Source organism: Diplocloster modestus, assembly GCF_019042245.1.
Lineage (GTDB): Bacteria > Bacillota > Clostridia > Lachnospirales > Lachnospiraceae > Diplocloster > Diplocloster modestus.
In genome coordinates this window covers 451,195-472,362 of record NZ_JAHQCX010000001.1, presented here as the reverse complement: position 1 = coordinate 472,362, position 21,168 = coordinate 451,195, and the positions used below count along the sequence as shown (strand labels likewise).

The window sequence follows — 21,168 nt, the reverse complement described above, 5'->3', positions numbered from 1 at the left end:
ATTTTTCCAAACATAATTTAACAACATTTCCTACAGTTGATATAGGACATTTTCTCACGTTTGTTCTGAATTAATTCCAGAATTTTTTCTCTATAGGATTCATCTTCTGTAATTCGGGAAAGGCTGATTAACCGATAACGGTCGAGATGATACGGAATACTTCGATGTAGTGCCAGATCGATCAGATATTTGGCAGACTTGAAACTGTTCAGATGGGTGTGCCCCGACTGAAAATCTTTTAAAGTGTTGTGAACAATGTAACCATCCGATGCCTGATAAATGTTGTATGCCTGTTTGCTGTAAACCTGGTTCATACGACCACATCCTTCTCACAAGATATTGTAGTACAAGTTCTGGATTAGCCTATATTCTGTTATATGTTCATCATATAATGCACTATAGATTATGTCAACGGTTATTTTGGATGCTGTGATCCTGTTTTTTATGTTGTCTAAGACAAAAAAATCGTCTATACTTTGTTATAAGCCGTAAAAGTTTTAAATAAAAATTGCTCTGATACATAAGCGGGAACTGCAATTGACAGAATACCTATATTAGCAGCATTCCGCAGTGACAGGCAGCTCTATGGCAGAAAGGCGGGTGTTCATGAACAATCGTAAATATGATAAACGGGTAGAACAGATAATAGGAAAAGTAGTGGAGCTCTGCCGCCTGTATGATGCCAAGGAAGTGGTGTTATTCGGGTCCCGTGCGAAGGATACCGCAAGGGAGAGAAGCGATATCGATATCGCGGTAAGCGGGGTATCGGAATTCGATGAGCTGAAGGAAAAGATTGAAAATATTGAAACCCTATATACCATAGATCTGGTGAATCTGGACAATTGCCGGAACGTTTTGCTGAAGGAGGATATAGAACTGTATGGATGCAAAATTTATGAAAAGGGTTGAGAGTTATCAAAATTCCTTAAATTCTTTGGCAGAGGCCAGGGAACGTGACCTGTCGGATTCTTTTGTACTCAGCGGAACCAGCGCGAAGTTCAGCATAACCTTTGATCTGGCATGGAAGGTGATGAAGGATCTATTGGTCCAGTATTACATGATCACGGATTTTGTGGCCGAATCCCCCAGGGAAGTACTAAGGAGTGCCTTTCAGGCAGGTTTGATCCAGGATGATATCTGGATGGAAATGTTAAAAGTGCGAAACAGTCTGGTACATGATTATGATGGCCTGATCGTAAAGGAACATTGCGTCCGGATCATTGGGAACTATTTGGAAGAATTCCTGGCATTAAAAAAACAGGTTGAAAAACTTATAAATTCACCAATATAACAAATAAGAATTGTTCACCGCGCTGCACACTCAATTTACCGCCATAGCTAACTCCAATTAAACGCTGCAGCTACCCAGAGAACAAAAAAGAAACCACCCCTAATAATCAGGAGGCAGCAATGAATAGCAAAGTCAAAACCGTCAGCTTCTTGTTATTAAGTGCATTCATCATGGTACCGCTGTATATTGTTCTCCACGAAGGAGGCCACGCACTGGTCGCCCTTTTATGCGGAGCAAAAATCACAAGTTTCAGTATTCTCGGAGCCCATGTGAGTTCAGTTGGCGGTGTTTATACTTCATTTACATCATCGCTGCATTATTCAGCGGGACTTCTCCTGCCGGTTCTGGTATCCGTCCTGTATATGCTATGCTACCAGAAGGAAAGAGCAGGGGTATTCTATCGTCTCTTCTCCTTTCTGTTTATGGCGCTGCCTACGTTTTCGATCCTTGCCTGGATACTAGTTCCATTGCTTTATTTAAACGGCAGAGCTCCTGTAGGCGATGATGCAACACAGTTTCTGGATGCCTCCGGTCTTTCTCCCCTCCTTGTCATACTAACAGCGCTCTTACTATTTCTCCTGAACCTCATCCTGGCATGGCACAAAAAAATAATACAAAACTATTGGTTAACCATCACCCGGAAAAACTAGACTATAACATCTAAACACCAAAAACAATCGACCATGGAAGTTGCCCCTTCTATAGTGCAGGAGGATGAGCCCGTGAACAGCACGGAGCTGGTACGGCTGTGCCGGGAAAAGCTGGGATGGAGCAAGGCCACGACCTATACGGTCATCAAACGTCTGTCCATGCGCGGCGTGGTCAAAAATGAAAATGCCGTCGTCACCTCCCTTGTCACTCAGGAAGAGGTGCAGGCTGCCGAAATCGATGAACTGGTGGAAAAAACGTTCGGAGGTTCACTACCGGCCTTTGTCGCTTCTTTTTCAAAACGCAAAGACCTGTCACCGGAGGAGATCGCGGCTATCCGGCATATGATCGATTCCTACGGGGAGGGCTGAAGATGGAAATCTTATTTATCAAACTGCTAAACATGAGTATTACAGCCGGCTGGATGATTCTGGCCGTGATCCTGCTGCGCTTCTTATTAAGGAAAGCGCCGAAAGCCATCCGCTGCTTCCTCTGGCTGCTTGTGGGCATACGTCTGGTCATCCCGATTTCATGGGAAAGTGTCTGGAGCCTGATTCCCAGTTCCGATGTGATCCGCACCGATATTCTTTATTCCGAAACACCGTCGATACACAGCGGGATAGGTATGCTCAACCAGGCAGTCAATCCGGTTCTATCCGAGTCCCTGGCACCGGATCCATATGCCAGTGCCAATCCTGTGCAGATCCTCACCTATATGGCCGCTATGGTCTGGGTATTTGGGATTGCGGTCCTGCTGCTATACAGCGCGATCAGCTATCTCCGGCTGCGCCGCCGTTTATTTGATGCGATTCGGCTGCGGGACAATATCTGGCAGAGCGAAAAGGCGGCCTCGCCTTTCGTTCTGGGCCTGTTCCGGCCGCGTATCTATCTGCCTTACCATCTTTGCGAACCTGGGATTTCCCATGTGGTAGCCCATGAACAGGCTCATATCCAAAGACACGATCACTGGGTCAAGCCAATTGCTTTTCTGATCCTGGCTGTATATTGGTTCAATCCCCTTATCTGGCTGGCGTATATCCTGTTATGCCGGGATATAGAGCTGGCCTGTGATGAGCGGGTAGTAAAAGAAATGGACCAGGAGAATAAAAAAGAATATTCAGAGGCCCTGCTGTCCTTAAGTGTCCCCCGCCATACCATAGCTGCCTGCCCGCTGGCGTTTGGGGAAGCCGGGGTTAAGCAAAGGATAAAAAATGTATTGAATTACAAGAAACCCACCTTTTGGCTGATTCTTGCGGCGCTTTTGTCTTGTGTGGTTTTGGCTGTATGTTTTTTAACGGACCCTCCCGGCTTACGGTTCGATTTTAAGGAAAACGGTATGATATCTGCTTCAGCCTGCGATCTGCGGAAATCCTCCGGCCCTTCCATCGGAGAATTGAAATCCGGGGAGTTAGAGGAGCTATCCTCACGTCTTATGGGGATATCCGGTGCCCCGCAAAGCGATGAATACAGAGATCTTACGCCGTTTTACTACATTGAGGCAAAGCTTGCGGATGGATCCCTGATCCGTATAAACGGTTACGCGCCTGACAGCGGCAAGTCGGACGTTATCTTCCGGGATAAACGCTATATCATAACCGATTCCGGTTTTTCAGCATATGTAAACAGCCTTTGCGCCGGTCAGGACACGCTACAGGAAGATCCTGGGAATACGGAACAGATGGAAAAACCAAAAGCACCGGAAAACAACGCTTTTCCCACTCTGGATGAGAGCGTATCCGCCGCCATTCTGGAGCATAACAAAGACAGCCACGCCGGCGGGGAATATTCCTGCGAAAGTCATGTGACACTGGCGACACAGCCGGGTGAACGCTATTCCGAAGAAGCAGACACCTCTGTTTCGACGATGGAGGTTTATGCCATGGCTCTTTATATGGAGTTCCAATACGACGGAACCTCTATCACCGATACGGGCGGCAGTCATATTCCCTGTGTTCTTTCCTTTGATCTGGATGAAAATGGAAATTATAATCTGACAAATTACTGGGAGCCCCGTGACGGCAGTTATTATGGGCCCGATATTGAAAAACGTTTCGGCCGGCTTCCATCAAAGACCGCTGCCACAGCCATCGCCGGGGCCATAGATTCACAAATGCATATCCTTGCCCAGACCCAGCGATGCTATGCCCAGGCGGCAGAGTACTGGCAGATGGATACAGACGCCTTTATCGGACAGCTTTTTGACACGATCCTATCCTCCCCTGCCGCAGCCTCTACCCCCGCCAGCTATATTGACGAGCATCCGCTCGAATTCCGTGAGCTTAAGTATTACGGGGACGCTACGTTACGCTACATCTTTTCAGAATTTTTAACCGGTGGACAGACCGGTTTAAAAGGCCATCTCATGCGTTATGTGATGGATGCCCTCATTGGCGGGGAAGCCCTGGATCTGAAAGCCGCTACCGGCCAGGAATACTTTGATGCCTGGAAATCTTCCGTTCAGGTCCGGCTTATAGAGGAAGGAGCGGAACAGTTGGAAGAAGAAGCTCCCAAATCCTCTCTGCTGCTGCAGATGCTTGGGGAACTTTAATGCAGAGGCTTTTATGGCAGGGATCCATCGTATAACACCAGTGCAAAAAGAAATTGCCTGCGGCTGAGTTCCATTGTATAATGATGGGAGTTATGGCGCTGGAGGTGGGATTTTGATAGCTTTACAGATAAAAGATACAAAAAAGTTTATGAATAAATTATTGCTGAAGGACACCTTTGATCATTTTTTGGTGTCAGAGGCTGTTGTAACTACTTTTAATACTTTTACTGTGGATGGCAGGCTGCAACGGGATTTTTTTACGAAGGAAGAGTTGGAGGCGCCGGAGTATACAGATCGTTTCTATTCATATTGGCAGGAGATCCGGCCTTTCTGTCTGGAATTGATCAAGGGGAAGAAAACTCCGCTTAATTTTAAATTTGTGTTCTTGCTGGCACCCGCGAATATAGGGAAGCTGCTGGAGCAGACGCAGCTTCCCTATTCGGCGGACGATGTGAATGGGCTGTTTCTTAATTTTAAATATAATGGGACGAACGTCAGCTGTACCACCGGGACATCTTTGAAAGTGTTCACCCTGGATAAGTCTTTGGATCATAGCTGGGATCAGATGGTGCAGAAGTTTTTCCGGAAACAGGAAATAGATTTCGATGGGGAATGACCGATGAGAACGCGTAAAGGCCGGTCAGAATTATAAGAGCAGCTCCTGCCTTTTCTGGCGATGGCTGGTGATCATGAACAGGATCAGGCCCGTTGCCAATATTAACAGGGCCGTGTACCCTTCTATCCCCGGGATGGATGTCAGCTGATACAGGCTGTTACCGTAATAGAACAGCCGGATTAACAGGCGCGGACAGAGCAGCGCCGTTAGGATTACCAGGGGAATCAGCTTCAGCAGCATGGCCACATAGTTTGTGCTGTGCAGGGACAGGAAGAAAGCTATGGCGGTTATTCCCATGCCGGTCAGATAGATCAGAAAGACCAGCAGCAGGCACCAGGCACCGAAAGTGGGATTGATCCAGGAAAAACCTGTGTGCATAAAAGAAAACATCCTGCACCCAAAGAAGGTATGGATCCCGTGTGTCATAAACAGGCCGCCGAATACCAGCAGGTTGATGGCGGTCAATGCTGCGCCGGACAGCATGGAGGCTGCGAATTGAGTCCGAAGTATATCCCGGCCGTGTCTGGAACTCCACTGCAGGGGTCTCATGGAACGCATCCGATCCCGAACCGGCATGGGCGACAGGAGCAGGCAGCAGGAGACACAGACCCAGATCAGCACATAGCCCAGATAGGTCGAGAAGGCCTCCGGCAATTCAGCCGGCAAAATATTCCTCCAGGCGTGATCCTCCCCAAAGAAGCTGTCCGCAGCGTGAGTATATTCCCTCTGCGTATATCCGTCCATAAACTCCTTATTCCTGAAGTTGACCCCCTCCTGTTCCCACAGTTCATACATCTGGGTAAAGAGTCTCGTGGCATAGATCCGGCCATCTATATTATCCGTTTCTTCTCCGGTCAGATAATTAGACAGAATCATAGCGTCTGCGTACCGGTCCCGTTCCTGTGTGGTCATTTCACCCTGCATCCTCTGTACCGACCGGTTATAAAATTGTTCATATTCTTCATAAGAGGCCAGTCCGTACTGCCGGGCGACAGGGTTTACGGACAGGTATCCGGAAGCCTCGGATTCCAAAGCCGGTATCTCCCGGGCTGCTTCCGCCTCCTCTTCCGGTTCCAGCGTAGTTCCGAATCGTTTTACCCAATCGGCGGCTACCTGGTAGATCCCTTTGTATTCCGGGCCGTTCGGAAAATACTGAATATAGAATTCCAGATACATGGTGTAGTAGACGAATCCTAACAGTATCAGTACTGCCAGGATTCCCGGCCGCCAGATTTTTTTCATCTCTTCTTTTAACATTTCATATCACATCCCTTTTCAGATAATGGCGATAGGACGCCCAGAGTATACCAGCCCCTGCCGCCATGCAGAACACCGCTTCCATGCATTCCTGCCAGGGCAGGGCCGTAACCGTCCCAAGATCCGTGAACCACAATGGCTGGAACCACCACAGGGTGACCGGAGACCACTGGATGAGCTGGTACAGGAGCCAGAGGCTGTTGTCTCCGGCCAGCATCATAATTTCAAAATTAAGGGCTGCCGGTACAAGCAACAGCAAAAAACCTCTGTAAGCACTGTTGGCGATCAGACCCGCCGCAAAGCCCAGGCCGTGAAAGATTATCACCACCGCCAGCCCCAGTGCCAGCGTTGCCCACAGGTAACCGGCCACAGAGAAGGAGGTCCAGGTGAGAAATGGCAGTCTCATCCCAAAGGCCGTTATATAGTTGAACTGGCTGGACATATTAGCATCCCATATAGATCCCAGTCTCCATACACATGCAAATACCAGAACCGCGCAGGCAGCCAGGACCGCATAAGCTGCTGCTGCCGACAGGCCGCTGGCGGCTGCTTTGGACAGCTGGATACGCCGGCCGGCCCTGCTGGAATAAAGGACCGGGGCTGTGCGGCTTAATCCATCGCACCCGCTGGAATACAAGGCCAGCAGCACAGCCAGCAGGATTCCTTCTGTGATTACAGCCCGGCACATTTTCAGGAAGAGCGCATCCATCAGCTCCTTGGTCTTTCCGGCTGCGGCCAGGCTCATGGACGCGTCCTCATCTGCCAGTTTTTTTACTTTCGTATCCAATATCCGGTATTTTTGTTCCAGAAAACCGGCGGCAAGACCCTGGATGCGGAATTTACCGATATACAGGCCACTTAACCGGCTGGTGTCGAACTGATCCAGGGTATCTTCCCTTCCCAGTGTCTCGGATATCAGTTGGTCTTTGTATTTATTCTCCTCGGGAAGCTGCGCCAGCGCCCTGCTGAACCCTTCTCCCATCTGCCCTCCGATTATTTGTGTTATCCCGGATACATAGCTTACGTAGGAATCTGCGTCACTGCCAGACCGGTTTCCCACGATGATCAGGGTGTTAAATCCCAGGCAGAACAGCAGAAATATGGGAATCATGGGCATTTCCCACAGTTTGCGCACTTCCCAGCAAATCCATGTTCTCTTCATAGCGTATCTTCCCTGTAGATATATAGAAACGCATCTTCCAGATTCGGGCTCACCGGCACAGCGCCCGCTACAGGGAAATCGGCTGCGATCCGCAGCACAGTATTCTCTCCCCCCTGACGTTCACTGAGCAGCAGCTCCTGCTCTGTCAATTCCGTATCCGCCGGTACCTCATAGAGTTTTCCATTCAGGTTCCCACAGATCCGGGCCGGGCTGTCGCAGCAATACAGGGCATGATCCCGCAGCATAATGATCTTACCGGCGATGGTTTCGATATCAGATACGATGTGTGTGGACAGAATGACGATGCGCTGCTTCGCCAGGCTGTGGATCAGATTCCGGAAACGGACCCGTTCCTTAGGATCCAGACCCGCTGTCGGCTCATCCAGAATCAGCAGTTTCGGATCATTTAACATGGCCTGGGCGATTCCTACCCGCTGGATCATTCCGCCGGAAAACTGCTTCATTTTTTTATCTTCGACGTGGGAAAGCGCCACCAGCTTAAGCAGGCTGCCGATCCGCTCCTCTGCCGCTTTTCGCTCCATACACTGCAATGCAGCCATATATCTTAAAAACTGCCTGGGTGAATAATTCTTATAATAACCGAATTCCTGCGGCAGATAGCCCACAAGCCCCCGGTATTCGCCGCCCATGGACAATATATCCTGTCCGTCCCACAAAATCCTGCCCTTCGTCGGAAACAGCAGGGTGGTCAGCATCTTGATCAATGTGGTCTTTCCGGCGCCGTTTGGAGCCAGCAGGCCATAGACACCGCTCTCAAAATCCAGATTGATATCCTCAAGGGCCGTAAAATTTCCATATTTTTTCGTCACATGTTCAACGGTCAGCATGCGCAATCGCTCCTTCCTTCGGATCAAAATAGTAATGCTTCAGGGTTTTACCATATAAAACGGCACTGCAGGCTGCGGCTATCCAGAATACCAGGGCCGGGATATCCCGCAAAAAAGCCTCCGCACGTTCCCCCAGCACCAGAAGGATCAGGCTGAATATGACCCAAAAGGCCGGTACCACCAGATATGCTCCCGGCGCCCTCCATTTCCATTCCGCCGCCGCAGATGCGGCCGCGAACAAAAACAGGGCGGAAAATGAGATGCCCATCAGGTTCAGGATGGAGGGGCTTCCTTCCAGCAGCCACCCGATCCCTGCGCTTACCCCGGTCAGCAGGATGACCGCGAAGCCCCCGAATACCAGCATCCGCAGGACCATCAGCTGGCGAAGGGAGCACCGGCAGACCATCATCGTCTCATAAGTTCCTGTCATGATTTCTTTCCATATACTCAAAAGATGCAGAAGCGCATACAGAAACGGTGATACCAGGAACAGCAGTACACTGAACTGGCCCCGGCCGGCAGCCATGGCGAAAAAGCACCCCGCCCAGAGTAATCCTCCCAGCAAAAGGGCCAGAAACATGCAGTCTCCCACGCCGAAGAAAAGCCCCTTTACCCCGATCCTGCATGCGGTCTCCCACAGATCCGCCAACATCCGATTCGGTTTCGGGATTCCCCGGTCCAGTATCATCCGGATACTTCTGTTTTTTTCTTCCCCGGAAGGGAATTGGATCTTTTCAAAATCATTCATGATCTTCAAACTCCTTTCTCAACCGTTTAATTAACCTGTAATACTGTGCTTTGATCTTTGCCTCCGGCTGCAAGGTCACGGAGGCGATCTTCGGAAAGGAGAGATCCGCGTATATCCGCAATCGGAAAATCTCCTGCAGCTGTGGGCCCAGCCGGCACACATACTCCTCCATCTGCCGGACCAGTTCCCGGTCTGCCAGACTGTCGGTAAAGTCTTCCTGTATCGGGATATCCTCCTCTTCCAGCAAAACAGTCACAGGCCTGTACTTCCTTCTGGCATCTATCACCTTATGCGCCGCAATGTGGCACAGCCAGGTGCCGAACCCCGCTTTCGACGGATCGTAGGAGGCAAGGGAGTGTAAAGCTGCGATAAAACTGTCCTGTGTCAGATCCAGCGCATCCTCTTTGCACCCGACCTGCCGGTAAATAAATGCATATAGCTTATCGTAATGAGCCCGTACCAGCTGATCCGCGGCTTTTCTGCTTCCCCTGTGTAAAATAGAGCGGATCCACTTTTGTTCCTGTTCCATTCCCGGCCTCCTTCTCTTTATCCCTGTCATTTATATATTCGTAAAATGTGTAAGAATCGTTGCATATTATTTTAACATATTTAAGGGGGCCGGCACATTCTATCAATATACTCATTGTACAGGCTCATTATTAGCACTCTTTTTCATTGAGTGCTAATTTTTTCTTGACTTTTGATATGCGGGGTATTAATATAACTGATATAGAAGAAAAATAATTGATACAAAAACATAAAAGGAGTGAATAACGCATGAGCAACAAGACAGGAAGCCTGTCCATCAACAGTGAAAACATATTCCCCATTATCAAGAAGTGGCTCTATTCCGATCACGATATCTTTGTCCGTGAGATGGTATCCAACGGATGTGACGCCATCACCAAGCTGAAAAAGCTGTCACTGATGGGAGAATACACCTACCCGGACAACTTCAAAAACAGCATTCAGATCATCGTCAACCCCGAAGAAAAAACACTGAAATTCATCGATACCGGTATCGGTATGACCGCGGACGAGGTGGAGGAATACATCACACAGATCGCCTTCTCCGGTGCTACCGAATTTCTCGAGAAATACAAGGACAAGACCACCGATGATCAGATCATCGGACATTTCGGCCTGGGCTTTTATTCTGCTTTTATGGTTTCCGACAATGTCCATATCGATACCCTCTCCTACAAGGAGGGTGCAATGCCCGTACACTGGGAATGTGACGGCGGCACCGAGTACACCATGACCGACGGCAGCAAGGCCACCGTGGGAACAGAGATTACACTCTTCCTTAACGAGGAAAGTGTGGAATTTTCCAACGAGTACCGGATGCGGGAAGTTCTGGAGAAATACTGCTCCTTTATGCCCGTCGAGATCTTCCTTTCCAAAGAAAACGCCGAGCCTCAGTATGAGACTATCGACGAAGCCGATTTAAGGGAAGACGATGTCATCGTGGAACATATCCACGAGGAAGCCAAAACCGAGGAGCAGGAAAATGAAAACGGCGAAAAAGAAATCGTAGAGATTTCCCCGGCCAGAGAACGCGTAAAAATCCAGAAACGCCCGGTTTCCATCAGTGACACCACTCCGCTTTGGACCAAGCATCCCAACGAGTGCACCAGGGAGGAATATCTGGAATTCTACCGTAAAGTATTCATGGATTACAAGGAGCCGTTGTTCTGGATCCATCTGAACATGGACTATCCGTTTAATTTAAAAGGAATCCTTTATTTCCCGAAGATCAACACAGAGTACGATTCGATCGAGGGAACGATCAAACTCTATAACAACCAGGTATTTATCGCCGACAACATAAAAGAAGTCATCCCCGAGTTCCTGATGCTGTTAAAAGGCGTCATCGACTGTCCGGATCTTCCGCTGAACGTATCCCGAAGTGCGCTGCAAAACGACGGCTTCGTGAAGAAGATCTCCGACTACATCACCAAGAAAGTAGCCGACAAACTCACCGGCATGTGCAAAACAGACCGCGAGAACTACGAAAAATACTGGGATGACATCAATCCGTTCATAAAATTCGGCTGCATCAAGGATGAAAAATTCTGTGAAAAGATGGGCGATTACATCCTGTTCAAAAACCTGGATCACAAGTACCTGACCCTGAAAGAATATCTGGATGCCCAAAAAGAGGAGGAAGAAGAAACCTCATCCGCCGACGGCGCCGACGCTACCTCCGAGGACACTTCCAACGCAGACGAAGAGCCCAAAGAAACCAATTCGGAAGCCGACAGCTCCGAACCCGCCGACTCCGAATCCTCCCAGGAAGAGGAAAAGCCCAAAACAATCATCCACTATGTCACCGACGAGGTACAGCAGAGCCAATATATCAACATGTTTAAAAACGAAGGCATGGATGCTTTCATCCTGTCCCACAACATCGACTCCCCGTTCATCAGCCAGCTGGAGCGCCAGCACGAAGAACTGAAATTCCAGCGCATCGACTCTGATGTAACCGACAACTTCAAGGAAGAGGTATCCGAGGAAGAGCTGAAAGAGACCACCGACGCCCTCACCGAAATCTTCCGCAAATCATTAAACAATGACAAACTGAATGTGAAAGTTGAAAAATTAAAGGACGAAAATATCGCTTCCCTGATCACACTTTCCGAAGAAACCCGCAGAATGCAGGATATGATGAAAATGTACAACATGTACGGCATGGATCCCGGAATGTTCGGCAACGACTCCACCCTGGTGCTCAACGCCAACCACCCGTTAGTCCAGTTCGTCCTGAACCAGAAAGATTCAGAAAACGCTCCTGTAATCTGCCAGCAGCTCTACGATCTGGCCATGCTTGCCCACAAGCCCCTCACCCCCGAGGAAATGACCAAATTCGTAAAACGCAGCAACGACATCATGATGCTATTAACAAAATAAAAAAGCCCAGGCCTGAAGGAGCCGGGAGGTGGGAATGCCCCTGTCTCCGGCCGCAGATGCCCCGGTTACCGCAGCCGGAGACAGGGGCGTTCCCACCTCCCGGCTCCATCAGGCCCGGCCCTCCCTAAAGAATCTACTGCGCATTCCCCACCGAATCCCAAAGCTCCTGATTGAACTCAGAATCAAGGCCCGCCACAAAGGGATCGTAAACCTTCCGGAAAGCATCTTCCTTCCGCTGGTTTGCGATGACCACTTTATTGGCATCGGTCGCGTCTACATCATAATTATTCATACATTTAAGGATGTAATAGCCGTCGTCCGTGGCTACCACATCGCTGATCTCATCGTTGGCCAAGGCAAAGACCGCTTCCTCCAGCTTGCTGTCCACTTCTCCTCTGCCGTAAGCCTTCTGCATCTCATCGCTCTCGTTATAACTTTCCGCGAGGGCGGCAAAATCCTCTCCGGCCTGGGCTTTTTGAACCACTTCATTTGCCACGGATTCGGATTTGGTGAAGATCTGCTGTACTAACACGGCTCTGGCTTCATCGTCGCTGACTTCGGTATTCACATCTTTGGTCAGTTCCTGATAGACCTTATCTGCCAGTGCGAACTCCTGGTAAAAGCTCCTCAAAGACTCCTGGTCCACGCCCAGGCTCTTTATGGTCTCCTCATCCAGGGTAGCGTACTGCTGATCCGCGGTATCGGAGGCCGTCTTCTTCTCTTCTTCGGTCAGTTCGATCTGGCGGTCTTTTGCCAGAAGATTCATGCATTTGACTTCCACCAGCCTGTCGATCACCCGGTCCTTCGCATACTCTTCGATGGTATTTCCATTGACCGTCTGCTTCCACAGCTCTTTGCCATATACCTGATCGTACCCCTGCTGCATCTGCATCAGCAGGTATTTGGCCTCCGGCAGCGTGCAGACAGCCTCGCCTATTTGAAACACGTCGTTTTTCCCAAGACCGGTGGTAAGGACGATCGCTTTCCCCTTACCGCAGCCGGCCATAGTAAATAATATACAAAGGCAGGCCAGGACGGCCGCCGCTTTTTTATGCCTCAACTTCATTGCCGACTCCATATAACTTCGTTAAAATACTTCTGGCTACACTGATTCCATTGGCGGAAGCCTGCTGAAGGCCCCTGGTCACAGACGCGCCGTCTCCGATCGCCCGCAAACCGTCCACGCTGGTCTCAAAATCCTGATTTACCACGACTTTGTTGGAATAGAACTTCACTTCCACGCCGTACAGCAGCGTTTCATCGCTGGCAATACCGGGAGTTACTTTATCCAGGGCCAGCAACATCTCTTCGATATCCACCATAATCCGGTGCGGGAATACCAGGGACAGGTCTCCGGGTACCGCATCCTTTAATGTGGGGATCAGATTATTCCGGCACAGGCGCTCTTCCGTGGTACGCCTTCCTCTCTGAAAATCACCGAAGGTCTGTACCAGGATCTTACCATCGCAGAGCATATTGCTCAGCTGTGCGATCTGTTTGCCATACTCAATCGGGGTCTTAAAGGGTTTCGTAAAATTCTTGGACACCAGAATGGCAAAATTCGTATTATTGGTCTTATATTCCTGGGACTTATAGGCATGTCCGTTGACAACCGCCAGTCCATTTTCATAATATTCGGTGGCCACCTCTCCCGACGGATTCGTACAGAAGGTCCGCACCTTATCGTCAAAGGTAGGCGTATAATAGACAAGCTTCGCTTCATACAGGTTCTTATTCAGGAACTCCATAACTTCATCCCGGACTTCCACACGAACTCCCACGTCCACCGTACCGACTTTCGTCTCTATCCCGTGGCTCTGGCAGATATGACTGAACCAGTCCGCGCCTTCCCGGCCCACTGCGGAGACGATCTCCGGTGCCGTAAAGGTATCCCCGGCATCGGTTACCACACCGGTCACTTTATTATTCTCCACCAGGATGTCATCCACCATGGTATTGAACAGCATGTCAATTCCTTCGTCCAGCAGATGTGTCTGGAGCTTTGTATAGATCTTATATCCCTCTTCCGTACCCAGATGGCGGATCGGACATTCGATCAGCTTTAAGTTGGCCGTGATGGCTTTTCTGCGGATTTCCTGGATTTCTTTTGCCTTATCGATGCCGTATACGTTCGTATCCGCACCGAATTTCAAATAAATATCATCGGATTCTTTTAACAGCTCTACCGTTTTATCGTAACCAAGGATTTCGGGAAGATTTCCTCCCACGTCCGGAGACAGGGACAGCTTCCCGTCGGAAAACGCTCCCGCTCCTGCAAAACCAGTCGTGATGGAACACGGCTGGCATCCTACACACTTTTTTGTTATCCGCTTCGGGCACTGCCGTTTCTCGATCGGCCTGCCCTTTTCAATCATCAGCACCTTCATATCTTTCTTCTGCCGGATCAGCTCATATGCGCAGAAGATTCCGGAAGGCCCCGCCCCCACAATAATTACATCGTATTCTTTTTTCATCATCATCACTCCCTAATGGGTAATTCTATTGTATCAGCCCTGCCCTTTCGGCCGGCTGCAGCGCCGGGTTTTTTCGAGCGCCGCTATTTTTTATTATAGCATGCCCTTTTGCGGAATGTATAGTGAAAAATTCGTGAAATCATTCCGAAATCAAGGGATTTCAGGCGGTTTTTGTCTATATTGGGCGGCCTGGTTTTATTTTCGGGCCCCTCTATCGTCCGCCTACAGACGAAGTCCCTTGATGTCCTTGATCCGGGCGAGAATTATATTGCAGCTTAAATCTGTCAGGCCCGGGAGGGAATGCATTACATTTTCAAGAAATGCTTCCAGTTCCTCCTGGTCCGCGGCCACCGCATGTACATGCAGCCGGCATTTCCCGGATACCTGATAGATCTGGGTAACCGTGTCGTTCTCTTCCAGGATACGGATCACCTCTTGATAAGCAGAAGGCTTTGTTTCCAGCTCAAAATAACAGGATACCGCCCCGTTTATCTTTTGGGGGTTGATGACTGTGGTATATTCCTCAATGATCCCACGCTCTTCAAGCGCTGTGATTCTGCTTTTCACCGCCACTCTGGACAGGCCTACCTCTGTGCCGATGTCGGAGTAGGACATCCGGGCATTGTGGATCAGCAATTCCAGTATTTTCTGATCGATTTCGTCCAGGCCGTCTAAAAACATTTGAACTTCCCCGCTTTCTTTCCGGTATTTTCTGTTCTCATAATAGCCCGGTCTGTTTCAAAAGGCAAGTCTTAAGTCGCTGTCAAATAGCAGGATATGCATGTATCATTTATTATAGAAATGCGTCTTAGGAATTATAGAAGTAATTATCGAAATCGTTAATGATTTTTATACCGAAAGCTCGGCATCGCATTTAATCTGCTTCATCCCCGACTTTGTTATTGACTTTATGCGGATCTTATTCTATGATTTGATTACTAAACGAAATACAAAACTTACGTATCGGAAGTGTTCTTATGGAAAGAGATTTGACCCGGGGATCTGTTACACGGTCAATTTTATTGTTTGCCGCGCCGATTATCGCCGGTAACCTGTTGCAGTTATTTTATAATATCGCCGACACTTTGATCGTCGGACGCTTTCTGGGAGCCGACGCATTAGCGGCTGTTGGATCTTCTTACAGCGTCATGGTTTTTTTGACTTCGATTATTTTAGGCTTATGCATGGGAAGCGGGGTACTGTTCTCCATGCTTTACGGTGCTCATCAGGAACGCGATATGAAGAAGAGCTTTTTTGTCTCCTTCCTTTTTATTGGGGGAATTACACTGATCCTGGAGGCTGCCGCGCTGCTTCTGATCGATCCGCTGCTTCGGGCTCTGCAGATTCCGGCGGATATTTTCTCGCTGACCAGGGACTATCTTTTTATCATTTTTCTGGGTATTGTTTTCACGTTTTTTTTCAACTATTTCGCGGCGCTTCTCCGTTCTGTGGGGAATTCATCCGTGCCCCTCATGTTCCTGGCCGCGTCGGCCCTGATCAATATCGTGCTGGATCTTTTATTTATTCTTGTCTTCCACATGGGAGTGGCCGGGGCCGCCGTGGCTACGGTTACCGCCCAGGGTATCTCGGCCGGCGGGCTCTTTCTTTATTGCCGGTTCCGCGCTGCGCATTTATTCTGGACCAAAGAGGATATGTATTTTGACCATGGGATCGCCGGGCAGATCGCCCAGTATTCCCTGCTGACCTGCGTACAGCAGTCAGTTATGAATTTTGGCATTCTTATGATACAGGGACTGGTGAACAGCTTCGGCGTTTCCGTTATGGCCGCCTTTGCCGCCGCGGTAAAGATCGATTCCTTCGCCTACATGCCGGTACAAGATTTTGGCAATGCGTTTGCCACCTATATCGCCCAGAACAGCGGGGCGGAGAAAGCCGGCCGTATCCAAAAAGGATTGAAATCCTCGATCCTTATCGTGGTCGTATTCTGCGCACTAATCTCCTTTGTGGTGTTTACCTTCGCTCCGGGTCTGATGACGCTCTTCATCCGTCCGGAAGAAACGGAAATTATAAGGATCGGAACCGGCTACCTGCGGATAGAGGGCGCCTGCTACTGTGGGATCGGCTGTCTTTCTCTGCTGTACGGGCTATACCGCGGGCTGGGCCGGCCCGGTATTTCCGTTATTCTCACTGTCATTTCCCTGGGTACCCGGGTGGGGCTTGCCTATCTGCTGGCGCCGCTGCCTGCGTTTGGGCTGAATGCTGTCTGGTGGGCGATTCCGATTGGGTGGGTTCTGGCTGACGCCGTTGGACTAATTTTTTATCATACTATATCACGGAAAAATACTCCCGAAAAAATGTCTCAGGATACACCTGGCTGCTGACTTCAAACCGTCCTCCAGGATTTTCCTCCAGATAGGTACAACCATCCATCTTTCCTCCGGAAAGCTCTATCTCCAGATTACCATTTAGATAAGTACACACCTGCGGACAAAAGACACTGACAGCAGCCAGCGGATCATGGAAGGTAATCTGTCCGTCTACCTGAAGCCACATTTGGGCCATTTTCATCAGTAGCGTGTATTCTTTCGCCGCAAATTTCTGACGAAAACTCTCTTCCTTCATAACTACCTGACGTGTCACATCCAAGCTGATGATTCTGGTGCGTGACGACGCTGCGCCGGCTATTACGGCAGCCGCATGAGGATCGGTCGCCATATTGGCTTCCAGCATTCCCCCTCTTAACATGGAGGCTATCGATACATCTGCAAATGCCGGATTTCGGTCGGGCGTATGCCGTTCTTGCGGCGTTTGGAATGATTGGCAATCCGGAAAGAATCTGCCGCCCATCAATACCAGCTTCTTGAGCATACCCGGTAGTTCCGGGTCCATCCGAAACAGCATGGCAATATTCGTAAATGGACCGATACCGATCAGCGTAATTTCCCCCTCATTCTCCCGGATAACCTGCTGCATAAAGGAAAGCGCCTGTCCGGCCGGATATCGCCGGGACGATCCGGAGTGGGGAAGTAGTCTGCCATGTGGGGCCGAAACCTCCCGCTGAGGAATTATCATGCATTGTTCGCATCCGGGATAGACCGGAACCTGCACATTACATTCTCCGCACAATGTCTGAGCCAGCTCCGCCCGCACTCCGGCTTCTCCGGCAACCGTGGTAATACCCATCATGCGGCATGCAGGGTGCTTCAGCAAATAGATCAGTGCAAGCGCATCGTCCACATCCGTTCCCATATCCGTATCCAACAAAATCTTTTCCTGTCTCATCCTTTTCCTTCCTTTCCTCTTCTTCCGATCTGATTCCGGTACTGTAGTGTGGAACATCCCTCATATTTTTTAAAAATCTGAGCAAAATGCTTATACTCGTGGAATCCCACTTTTTCCGCAATCTCATAGGCTTTATCGTTGGTATTTTCCAAATACCATTTCGCCTTGCAGACCCGGTACTGATTTAGAAATTCCCGGAAGGTCAGTTTTATTTCCTTATTAAATAAATGGCTTAAATAATTCGGTGTCACTCCCATATTCCCTGCAATCTCCTCAATCATGAGATCCTCCGTGTAATGTTTCTTCATATAATCCAACATTTCCTTTACTACTTTGTTGCCCGTAGGATAATGCTGCTCTTTAATCCGCTGATAGAGCTCCTCGTAGGCCGTCCGAATACAAGCACCGAATTCTGCAATTGTATCGCAGGTATCATCCATACGTTCGATTACAGCCTCCCGACTTCTGCATTGATGTAACGCGTAATCCTGGCAGATCCGGTACAACAGGTTGATAAGATCCACGCAGAAATCCCGGAGAGCCGAATAGGTATAGGATCTTTGCTTCTGTATTTCCTCAAATTTTGCATCCAAAATCCCATATACGTTCTTTAAATCTCCATCCAGGTAATTTTGTTTAATGTCCTCATACATTTTCGTATCTACCAGATAATGATTGCTGATCTTCTTATTATTGCTCTCATCCGAATAATATAGCAAGGACTCCCGGCCTGTATAGATCTTATTGCGTACAGCAGTTTTGCTCTGTGTGTACAGTATATAAAAATCCTGCATACCGCCTTCACAGCTGGCTCCCATCGAAAATGTAATCTGGTAATCTGCCGTCGTCATTTCATTTAACTCATGAAACAGCTGCGGAATCTCTTTGCATGAATGCTCGGTCTGTAAAAGGATCAGTCCTTCATCAGAATGAAGCTTTACGAAATGAAAAGCCTTTTCCCCAAACCATTTACCACAGATACCCATGAATTTCTCCATATGTCCTTTATTATCAAAAGGCAGTTCCTGTTCGTGAAAATACCGGTCGGTCTGCAAATACAGACACTGGACCCGATCCTCATCATTTAATCCGAGATCCTTCATCCCGTCAGCATATTCATCTCTTCCGACAACACCCTTTGATTTCACCAATCTTTTGATAAAATACTGTCCGTCTGTATAAACATTAAGTTTAAGCGCACTTTCTTTGCTGGATTCGGCCTCAATTTCACCCATCAGCTGTGTGATCAATTCTTTTAAACGGGCGACCTTGATCGGTTTTAATTCATAAGCGGTCACGCCCAGGCGGATGGCCTTTTTCGCATATTCAAATTCTGAATATCCGCTCAGCAGGATACATCGGACATGAGGATTCCACTCCTTCAGCTTCCCGATCAGGTCGATTCCGGACATGCGCGGCATACTGATATCAGTAATGACAATCTCCGGCTGTTCTCTTTTATAGATCCTTTGTGCTTCAAAAGCATCAGCGGCTGTCAGTGTTTTATGGATTCCCAGTTCTTCCCACTCAATTCCATCCTGGATCCCCTCCCGGATATCCGGTTCATCATCCACAATCATCAGTTTCATTTTCATCCGCTCCTTCCCGCAATTCAGGAATTCTAACAGTTACGACAGTCCCTACCTGCTCCAGGCTCTCAAAAGTGAGTCCATATGGCTCTCCGTACCGCATCCGCACCCGGTCGTGGATATTCTTCAGGGCAAAGGCCCCTCCCGTTTCCTGCTCAGCATAGATCATACTGCGGACAGCATCTTCATCAGCACCGCAACCGTCATCCTCCACATGCAGAAAGAGGCTCCCGTCTTTACGTTCGATCCAGACACTGATGTTCCCTGTTCCGTCTTTCTCCGCCAGTCCATGCTGGATCGCATTCTCCACCAGAGGCTGCAAGATCAGCTTCAAGGTTTGGCACTCCATCAGCTCTTCCTCTACATCGATACATACGCAGATTTTCCCGGCGAATTTGTTTTTTTGCAGAAACAAATAATTTTGAAGATAATTGACTTCCGCTCGCATCGTTGTAATGGAATCGCCTTTGTTCAGTACATGCCGAAACAGCTCCGAGAGCGCTTCGATCCGGTCGCTGACCTCCCAGTCCTTCTGTTTTATCGCAGCCCAATGAATAGAATCCAGTACATTATAGAGAAAATGGGGGTTGATCTGCGCCTCCAACGCCTTAAAGGCCGATTCCTTTTCCTGAATCCGGCTTAGATAAACCCGGTTAATCAGCTCTTTCGTACGTTTCAGCATCTCTTCAAATGCTTCCGTGAGACAGCCGATCTCGTCCCGGCAGTTACTGTTAACCTGTATGTCAAAATTGCCGTCCTTAACCTGGGATAGTTCCTTCGAAAGTCTATAAATCGGATGAATGATGGTATGGTTCTGGATAGCGGAAAAAATCACGCTGAAGATGATCAGCAGCAGCAGTGCCAAAAGCATGAACAAAAACAGAGAACCAGAAGAATTCAGAAGTGTTCTCCGCGGCACCGCCTGCACCAGTTTCCAGTCTGTCCCTTCCACATCCTGATAGATCACCAGCACTCCTACCTGGTTGACCTTAGTTCCAAAATATCCGTTATCGTCATTGAGTACCTGTTCAAATCCGGGGAAAGCCGCCCTAAGGTCCCGCCCGATCAACGTTTCATTCAGCGCAGAGAGTATACAGCCATCCGGACCTACCAGGAAAGCTTCTGACTGATCATCCGGAGCTAACGATGCGTAAGTCTGGCTTAATTCTTTCTCGTTGATACTGATCCTCTGTAGTCCAATCGGCTGATTGAACCTGGAGACATCCATAAATGCGCGTATATAGGATATGACATAATGGGGGTCTGCAGTCTTTTCCCGGTACTGCAGGCGGTATGCCCGGGTCCAGAATGCCCGTCCTCCAATTTCCATGGCCTGTTTTTCGAACATCCCGTCTTCCTTCTCCACCTTATTACCATACTGGAACAGCACCTCGCTATTATAACTAATACTGATAGAATCGATGTAGGATTTGGAATTTACTGCATCTTGCATGGAAACATATAGCTGTCGTTTGGCCGAATCCATTGTACTGTTTTTTAGTGTATATTGTTTGCACAGTTTCTGGATATTGTCGTCAATTAGCATGGATAAGGAGAGATACTGTGTTTCTTCTACAATACTTTTTATGCTGCGCTCCGCCTGTTTCATAGATATTCTAGAATTCTCGATCATTTTACTCTTTAACTCCGAGTAAGACCGGTAGAATATAACGGAAAAGATAAGGATCATAGGGACGACGATAATTATCAGAACACTGAGCCGGAACTTTTTTATTATCGACATATCCCTGAATCTTTGACCAATAGATTTTCTCACGCACATTCCCCCGTTGTACTGGCTAATCCGCTGTTATAATGTCTACCGTCATTATAA

At 48.7% G+C, this 21,168-nt stretch carries 20 protein-coding genes; 8 read left to right on the top strand and 12 right to left on the bottom strand.

All coding sequences use genetic code 11. The features are described from left to right. Positions 1-17: 17 nt before the first annotated feature. The gene (locus tag KTH90_RS02205; RefSeq protein ID WP_158342508.1) at positions 18-314 is read right to left on the bottom strand and encodes a hypothetical protein; all 297 of its coding nucleotides are present in this window, start codon (positions 312-314) and stop codon (positions 18-20) included. A gap of 292 nt (positions 315-606) precedes the next feature. Here KTH90_RS02205 and KTH90_RS02200 point away from each other — a divergent pair, with 292 nt between their 5' ends. From KTH90_RS02200 to KTH90_RS02175, 6 genes are all read left to right on the top strand, one after another. Continuing rightward, complete coding sequence (locus tag KTH90_RS02200) at positions 607-909, top strand: nucleotidyltransferase family protein (protein ID WP_158352672.1); 303 nt, start codon at positions 607-609, stop codon at positions 907-909. After that, complete coding sequence (locus KTH90_RS02195; protein ID WP_238726189.1) at positions 896-1,291, top strand: HI0074 family nucleotidyltransferase substrate-binding subunit; 396 nt, start codon at positions 896-898, stop codon at positions 1,289-1,291. The genes KTH90_RS02200 and KTH90_RS02195 overlap by 14 nt, the downstream gene beginning before the upstream one ends. A 119-nt stretch (positions 1,292-1,410) precedes the next feature. Then, on the top strand, positions 1,411-1,941 hold the full coding sequence (locus KTH90_RS02190) for a M50 family metallopeptidase (protein WP_158352674.1): 531 nt from the start codon (positions 1,411-1,413) through the stop codon (positions 1,939-1,941). A gap of 33 nt (positions 1,942-1,974) precedes the next feature. After that, complete coding sequence (locus KTH90_RS02185) at positions 1,975-2,310, top strand: BlaI/MecI/CopY family transcriptional regulator (RefSeq protein WP_158352675.1); 336 nt, start codon at positions 1,975-1,977, stop codon at positions 2,308-2,310. A 2-nt stretch (positions 2,311-2,312) separates the two neighbouring features. After that, a complete protein-coding gene (locus tag KTH90_RS02180) occupies positions 2,313-4,487 on the top strand; it encodes a M56 family metallopeptidase (protein WP_158352676.1) in 2,175 nt (724 codons plus the stop codon). A 112-nt stretch (positions 4,488-4,599) separates the two neighbouring features. Then, positions 4,600-5,103 (top strand): DUF5721 family protein, encoded by a 504-nt coding sequence (locus tag KTH90_RS02175; protein WP_158352677.1) that lies wholly within the window; start codon positions 4,600-4,602, stop codon positions 5,101-5,103. Positions 5,104-5,133: 30 nt separating this feature from the next. Here KTH90_RS02175 and KTH90_RS02170 read toward each other — a convergent pair whose 3' ends face one another. The 5 genes from KTH90_RS02170 to KTH90_RS02150 are packed head-to-tail and all read right to left on the bottom strand — an operon-like array spanning position 5,134 to position 9,647. Further along, a complete protein-coding gene (locus KTH90_RS02170) occupies positions 5,134-6,360 on the bottom strand; it encodes a hypothetical protein (RefSeq protein WP_158352678.1) in 1,227 nt (408 codons plus the stop codon). Between the two features lies 1 nt (position 6,361). Further along, positions 6,362-7,522: a hypothetical protein gene (locus KTH90_RS02165; RefSeq protein ID WP_158352679.1), complete on the bottom strand. Its 1,161-nt coding sequence runs from the start codon at positions 7,520-7,522 to the stop codon at positions 6,362-6,364. After that, the gene (locus KTH90_RS02160) at positions 7,519-8,370 is read right to left on the bottom strand and encodes an ABC transporter ATP-binding protein (protein ID WP_158352680.1); all 852 of its coding nucleotides are present in this window, start codon (positions 8,368-8,370) and stop codon (positions 7,519-7,521) included. The genes KTH90_RS02165 and KTH90_RS02160 overlap by 4 nt, the downstream gene beginning before the upstream one ends. Beyond that, the gene (locus KTH90_RS02155) at positions 8,357-9,118 is read right to left on the bottom strand and encodes a hypothetical protein (RefSeq protein WP_158352681.1); all 762 of its coding nucleotides are present in this window, start codon (positions 9,116-9,118) and stop codon (positions 8,357-8,359) included. The genes KTH90_RS02160 and KTH90_RS02155 overlap by 14 nt, the downstream gene beginning before the upstream one ends. Next, positions 9,111-9,647 (bottom strand): RNA polymerase sigma factor, encoded by a 537-nt coding sequence (locus tag KTH90_RS02150; RefSeq protein ID WP_158352682.1) that lies wholly within the window; start codon positions 9,645-9,647, stop codon positions 9,111-9,113. The genes KTH90_RS02155 and KTH90_RS02150 overlap by 8 nt, the downstream gene beginning before the upstream one ends. 248 nt (positions 9,648-9,895) lie before the next feature. On the opposite strand from KTH90_RS02150, the gene htpG reads away from it, so the two are divergent. Next, entirely contained in the window at positions 9,896-12,028 is a 2,133-nt protein-coding gene (gene htpG / locus KTH90_RS02145) for a molecular chaperone HtpG (RefSeq protein WP_158352683.1), read from the top strand. Positions 12,029-12,161: 133 nt separating this feature from the next. Here the strand turns inward: htpG and KTH90_RS02140 are convergent, their stop codons facing one another. The 3 genes from KTH90_RS02140 to KTH90_RS02130 all read right to left on the bottom strand — a co-directional run bounded on the left by KTH90_RS02140 (position 12,162) and on the right by KTH90_RS02130 (position 15,183). After that, the gene (locus KTH90_RS02140; protein ID WP_238726188.1) at positions 12,162-13,094 is read right to left on the bottom strand and encodes a peptidyl-prolyl cis-trans isomerase; all 933 of its coding nucleotides are present in this window, start codon (positions 13,092-13,094) and stop codon (positions 12,162-12,164) included. Then, positions 13,078-14,502, bottom strand: a complete 1,425-nt coding sequence (locus KTH90_RS02135; RefSeq protein WP_330655215.1) for an NAD(P)/FAD-dependent oxidoreductase — start codon at positions 14,500-14,502, stop codon at positions 13,078-13,080. Before KTH90_RS02135 ends, KTH90_RS02140 begins: the two co-directional genes overlap by 17 nt. A 222-nt stretch (positions 14,503-14,724) precedes the next feature. After that, the gene (locus tag KTH90_RS02130; protein ID WP_158352685.1) at positions 14,725-15,183 is read right to left on the bottom strand and encodes an Lrp/AsnC family transcriptional regulator; all 459 of its coding nucleotides are present in this window, start codon (positions 15,181-15,183) and stop codon (positions 14,725-14,727) included. A gap of 296 nt (positions 15,184-15,479) precedes the next feature. On the opposite strand from KTH90_RS02130, the gene KTH90_RS02125 reads away from it, so the two are divergent. After that, entirely contained in the window at positions 15,480-16,844 is a 1,365-nt protein-coding gene (locus KTH90_RS02125) for an MATE family efflux transporter (protein WP_158352686.1), read from the top strand. Here the strand turns inward: KTH90_RS02125 and KTH90_RS02120 are convergent. Genes KTH90_RS02120 through KTH90_RS02110 form a run of 3 tightly spaced genes read right to left on the bottom strand, consistent with a single transcriptional unit; the run spans position 16,789 to position 21,078 of the window. Next, on the bottom strand, positions 16,789-17,745 hold the full coding sequence (locus tag KTH90_RS02120; protein WP_238726187.1) for a nucleoside hydrolase: 957 nt from the start codon (positions 17,743-17,745) through the stop codon (positions 16,789-16,791). The two genes, KTH90_RS02125 and KTH90_RS02120, sit on opposite strands and share 56 nt — an antisense overlap. Then, positions 17,742-19,334 carry a response regulator transcription factor gene (locus KTH90_RS02115; RefSeq protein ID WP_238726186.1) on the bottom strand — a complete coding sequence of 531 codons (1,593 nt, stop codon included), beginning with the start codon at positions 19,332-19,334 and terminating at the stop codon, positions 17,742-17,744. The genes KTH90_RS02120 and KTH90_RS02115 overlap by 4 nt, the downstream gene beginning before the upstream one ends. Beyond that, a complete protein-coding gene (locus KTH90_RS02110; RefSeq protein ID WP_238726185.1) occupies positions 19,312-21,078 on the bottom strand; it encodes a sensor histidine kinase in 1,767 nt (588 codons plus the stop codon). Before KTH90_RS02110 ends, KTH90_RS02115 begins: the two co-directional genes overlap by 23 nt. Positions 21,079-21,168 lie beyond the last annotated feature (90 nt).

What these genes read in the sequence shown, in the direction of transcription:
- KTH90_RS02205 (WP_158342508.1), bottom strand. Translation starts at nt 314, where the DNA reads ATGAACCAGGTTTACAGCAAACAGGCATACAACATTTATCAGGCATCG.
- KTH90_RS02200 (WP_158352672.1), top strand. Translation starts at nt 607, where the DNA reads ATGAACAATCGTAAATATGATAAACGGGTAGAACAGATAATAGGAAAA.
- KTH90_RS02195 (WP_238726189.1), top strand. Translation starts at nt 896, where the DNA reads ATGAAAAGGGTTGAGAGTTATCAAAATTCCTTAAATTCTTTGGCAGAG.
- KTH90_RS02190 (WP_158352674.1), top strand. Translation starts at nt 1,411, where the DNA reads ATGAATAGCAAAGTCAAAACCGTCAGCTTCTTGTTATTAAGTGCATTC.
- KTH90_RS02185 (WP_158352675.1), top strand. Translation starts at nt 1,975, where the DNA reads ATGGAAGTTGCCCCTTCTATAGTGCAGGAGGATGAGCCCGTGAACAGC.
- KTH90_RS02180 (WP_158352676.1), top strand. Translation starts at nt 2,313, where the DNA reads ATGGAAATCTTATTTATCAAACTGCTAAACATGAGTATTACAGCCGGC.
- KTH90_RS02170 (WP_158352678.1), bottom strand. Translation starts at nt 6,360, where the DNA reads ATGTTAAAAGAAGAGATGAAAAAAATCTGGCGGCCGGGAATCCTGGCA.
- KTH90_RS02165 (WP_158352679.1), bottom strand. Translation starts at nt 7,522, where the DNA reads ATGAAGAGAACATGGATTTGCTGGGAAGTGCGCAAACTGTGGGAAATG.
- KTH90_RS02160 (WP_158352680.1), bottom strand. Translation starts at nt 8,370, where the DNA reads ATGCTGACCGTTGAACATGTGACGAAAAAATATGGAAATTTTACGGCC.
- KTH90_RS02155 (WP_158352681.1), bottom strand. Translation starts at nt 9,118, where the DNA reads ATGAATGATTTTGAAAAGATCCAATTCCCTTCCGGGGAAGAAAAAAAC.
- KTH90_RS02150 (WP_158352682.1), bottom strand. Translation starts at nt 9,647, where the DNA reads ATGGAACAGGAACAAAAGTGGATCCGCTCTATTTTACACAGGGGAAGC.
- htpG (WP_158352683.1), top strand. Translation starts at nt 9,896, where the DNA reads ATGAGCAACAAGACAGGAAGCCTGTCCATCAACAGTGAAAACATATTC.
- KTH90_RS02140 (WP_238726188.1), bottom strand. Translation starts at nt 13,094, where the DNA reads ATGAAGTTGAGGCATAAAAAAGCGGCGGCCGTCCTGGCCTGCCTTTGT.
- KTH90_RS02135 (WP_330655215.1), bottom strand. Translation starts at nt 14,502, where the DNA reads ATGAAAAAAGAATACGATGTAATTATTGTGGGGGCGGGGCCTTCCGGA.
- KTH90_RS02130 (WP_158352685.1), bottom strand. Translation starts at nt 15,183, where the DNA reads ATGTTTTTAGACGGCCTGGACGAAATCGATCAGAAAATACTGGAATTG.
- KTH90_RS02125 (WP_158352686.1), top strand. Translation starts at nt 15,480, where the DNA reads ATGGAAAGAGATTTGACCCGGGGATCTGTTACACGGTCAATTTTATTG.
- KTH90_RS02120 (WP_238726187.1), bottom strand. Translation starts at nt 17,745, where the DNA reads ATGAGACAGGAAAAGATTTTGTTGGATACGGATATGGGAACGGATGTG.
- KTH90_RS02115 (WP_238726186.1), bottom strand. Translation starts at nt 19,334, where the DNA reads ATGAAACTGATGATTGTGGATGATGAACCGGATATCCGGGAGGGGATC.
- KTH90_RS02110 (WP_238726185.1), bottom strand. Translation starts at nt 21,078, where the DNA reads ATGTCGATAATAAAAAAGTTCCGGCTCAGTGTTCTGATAATTATCGTC.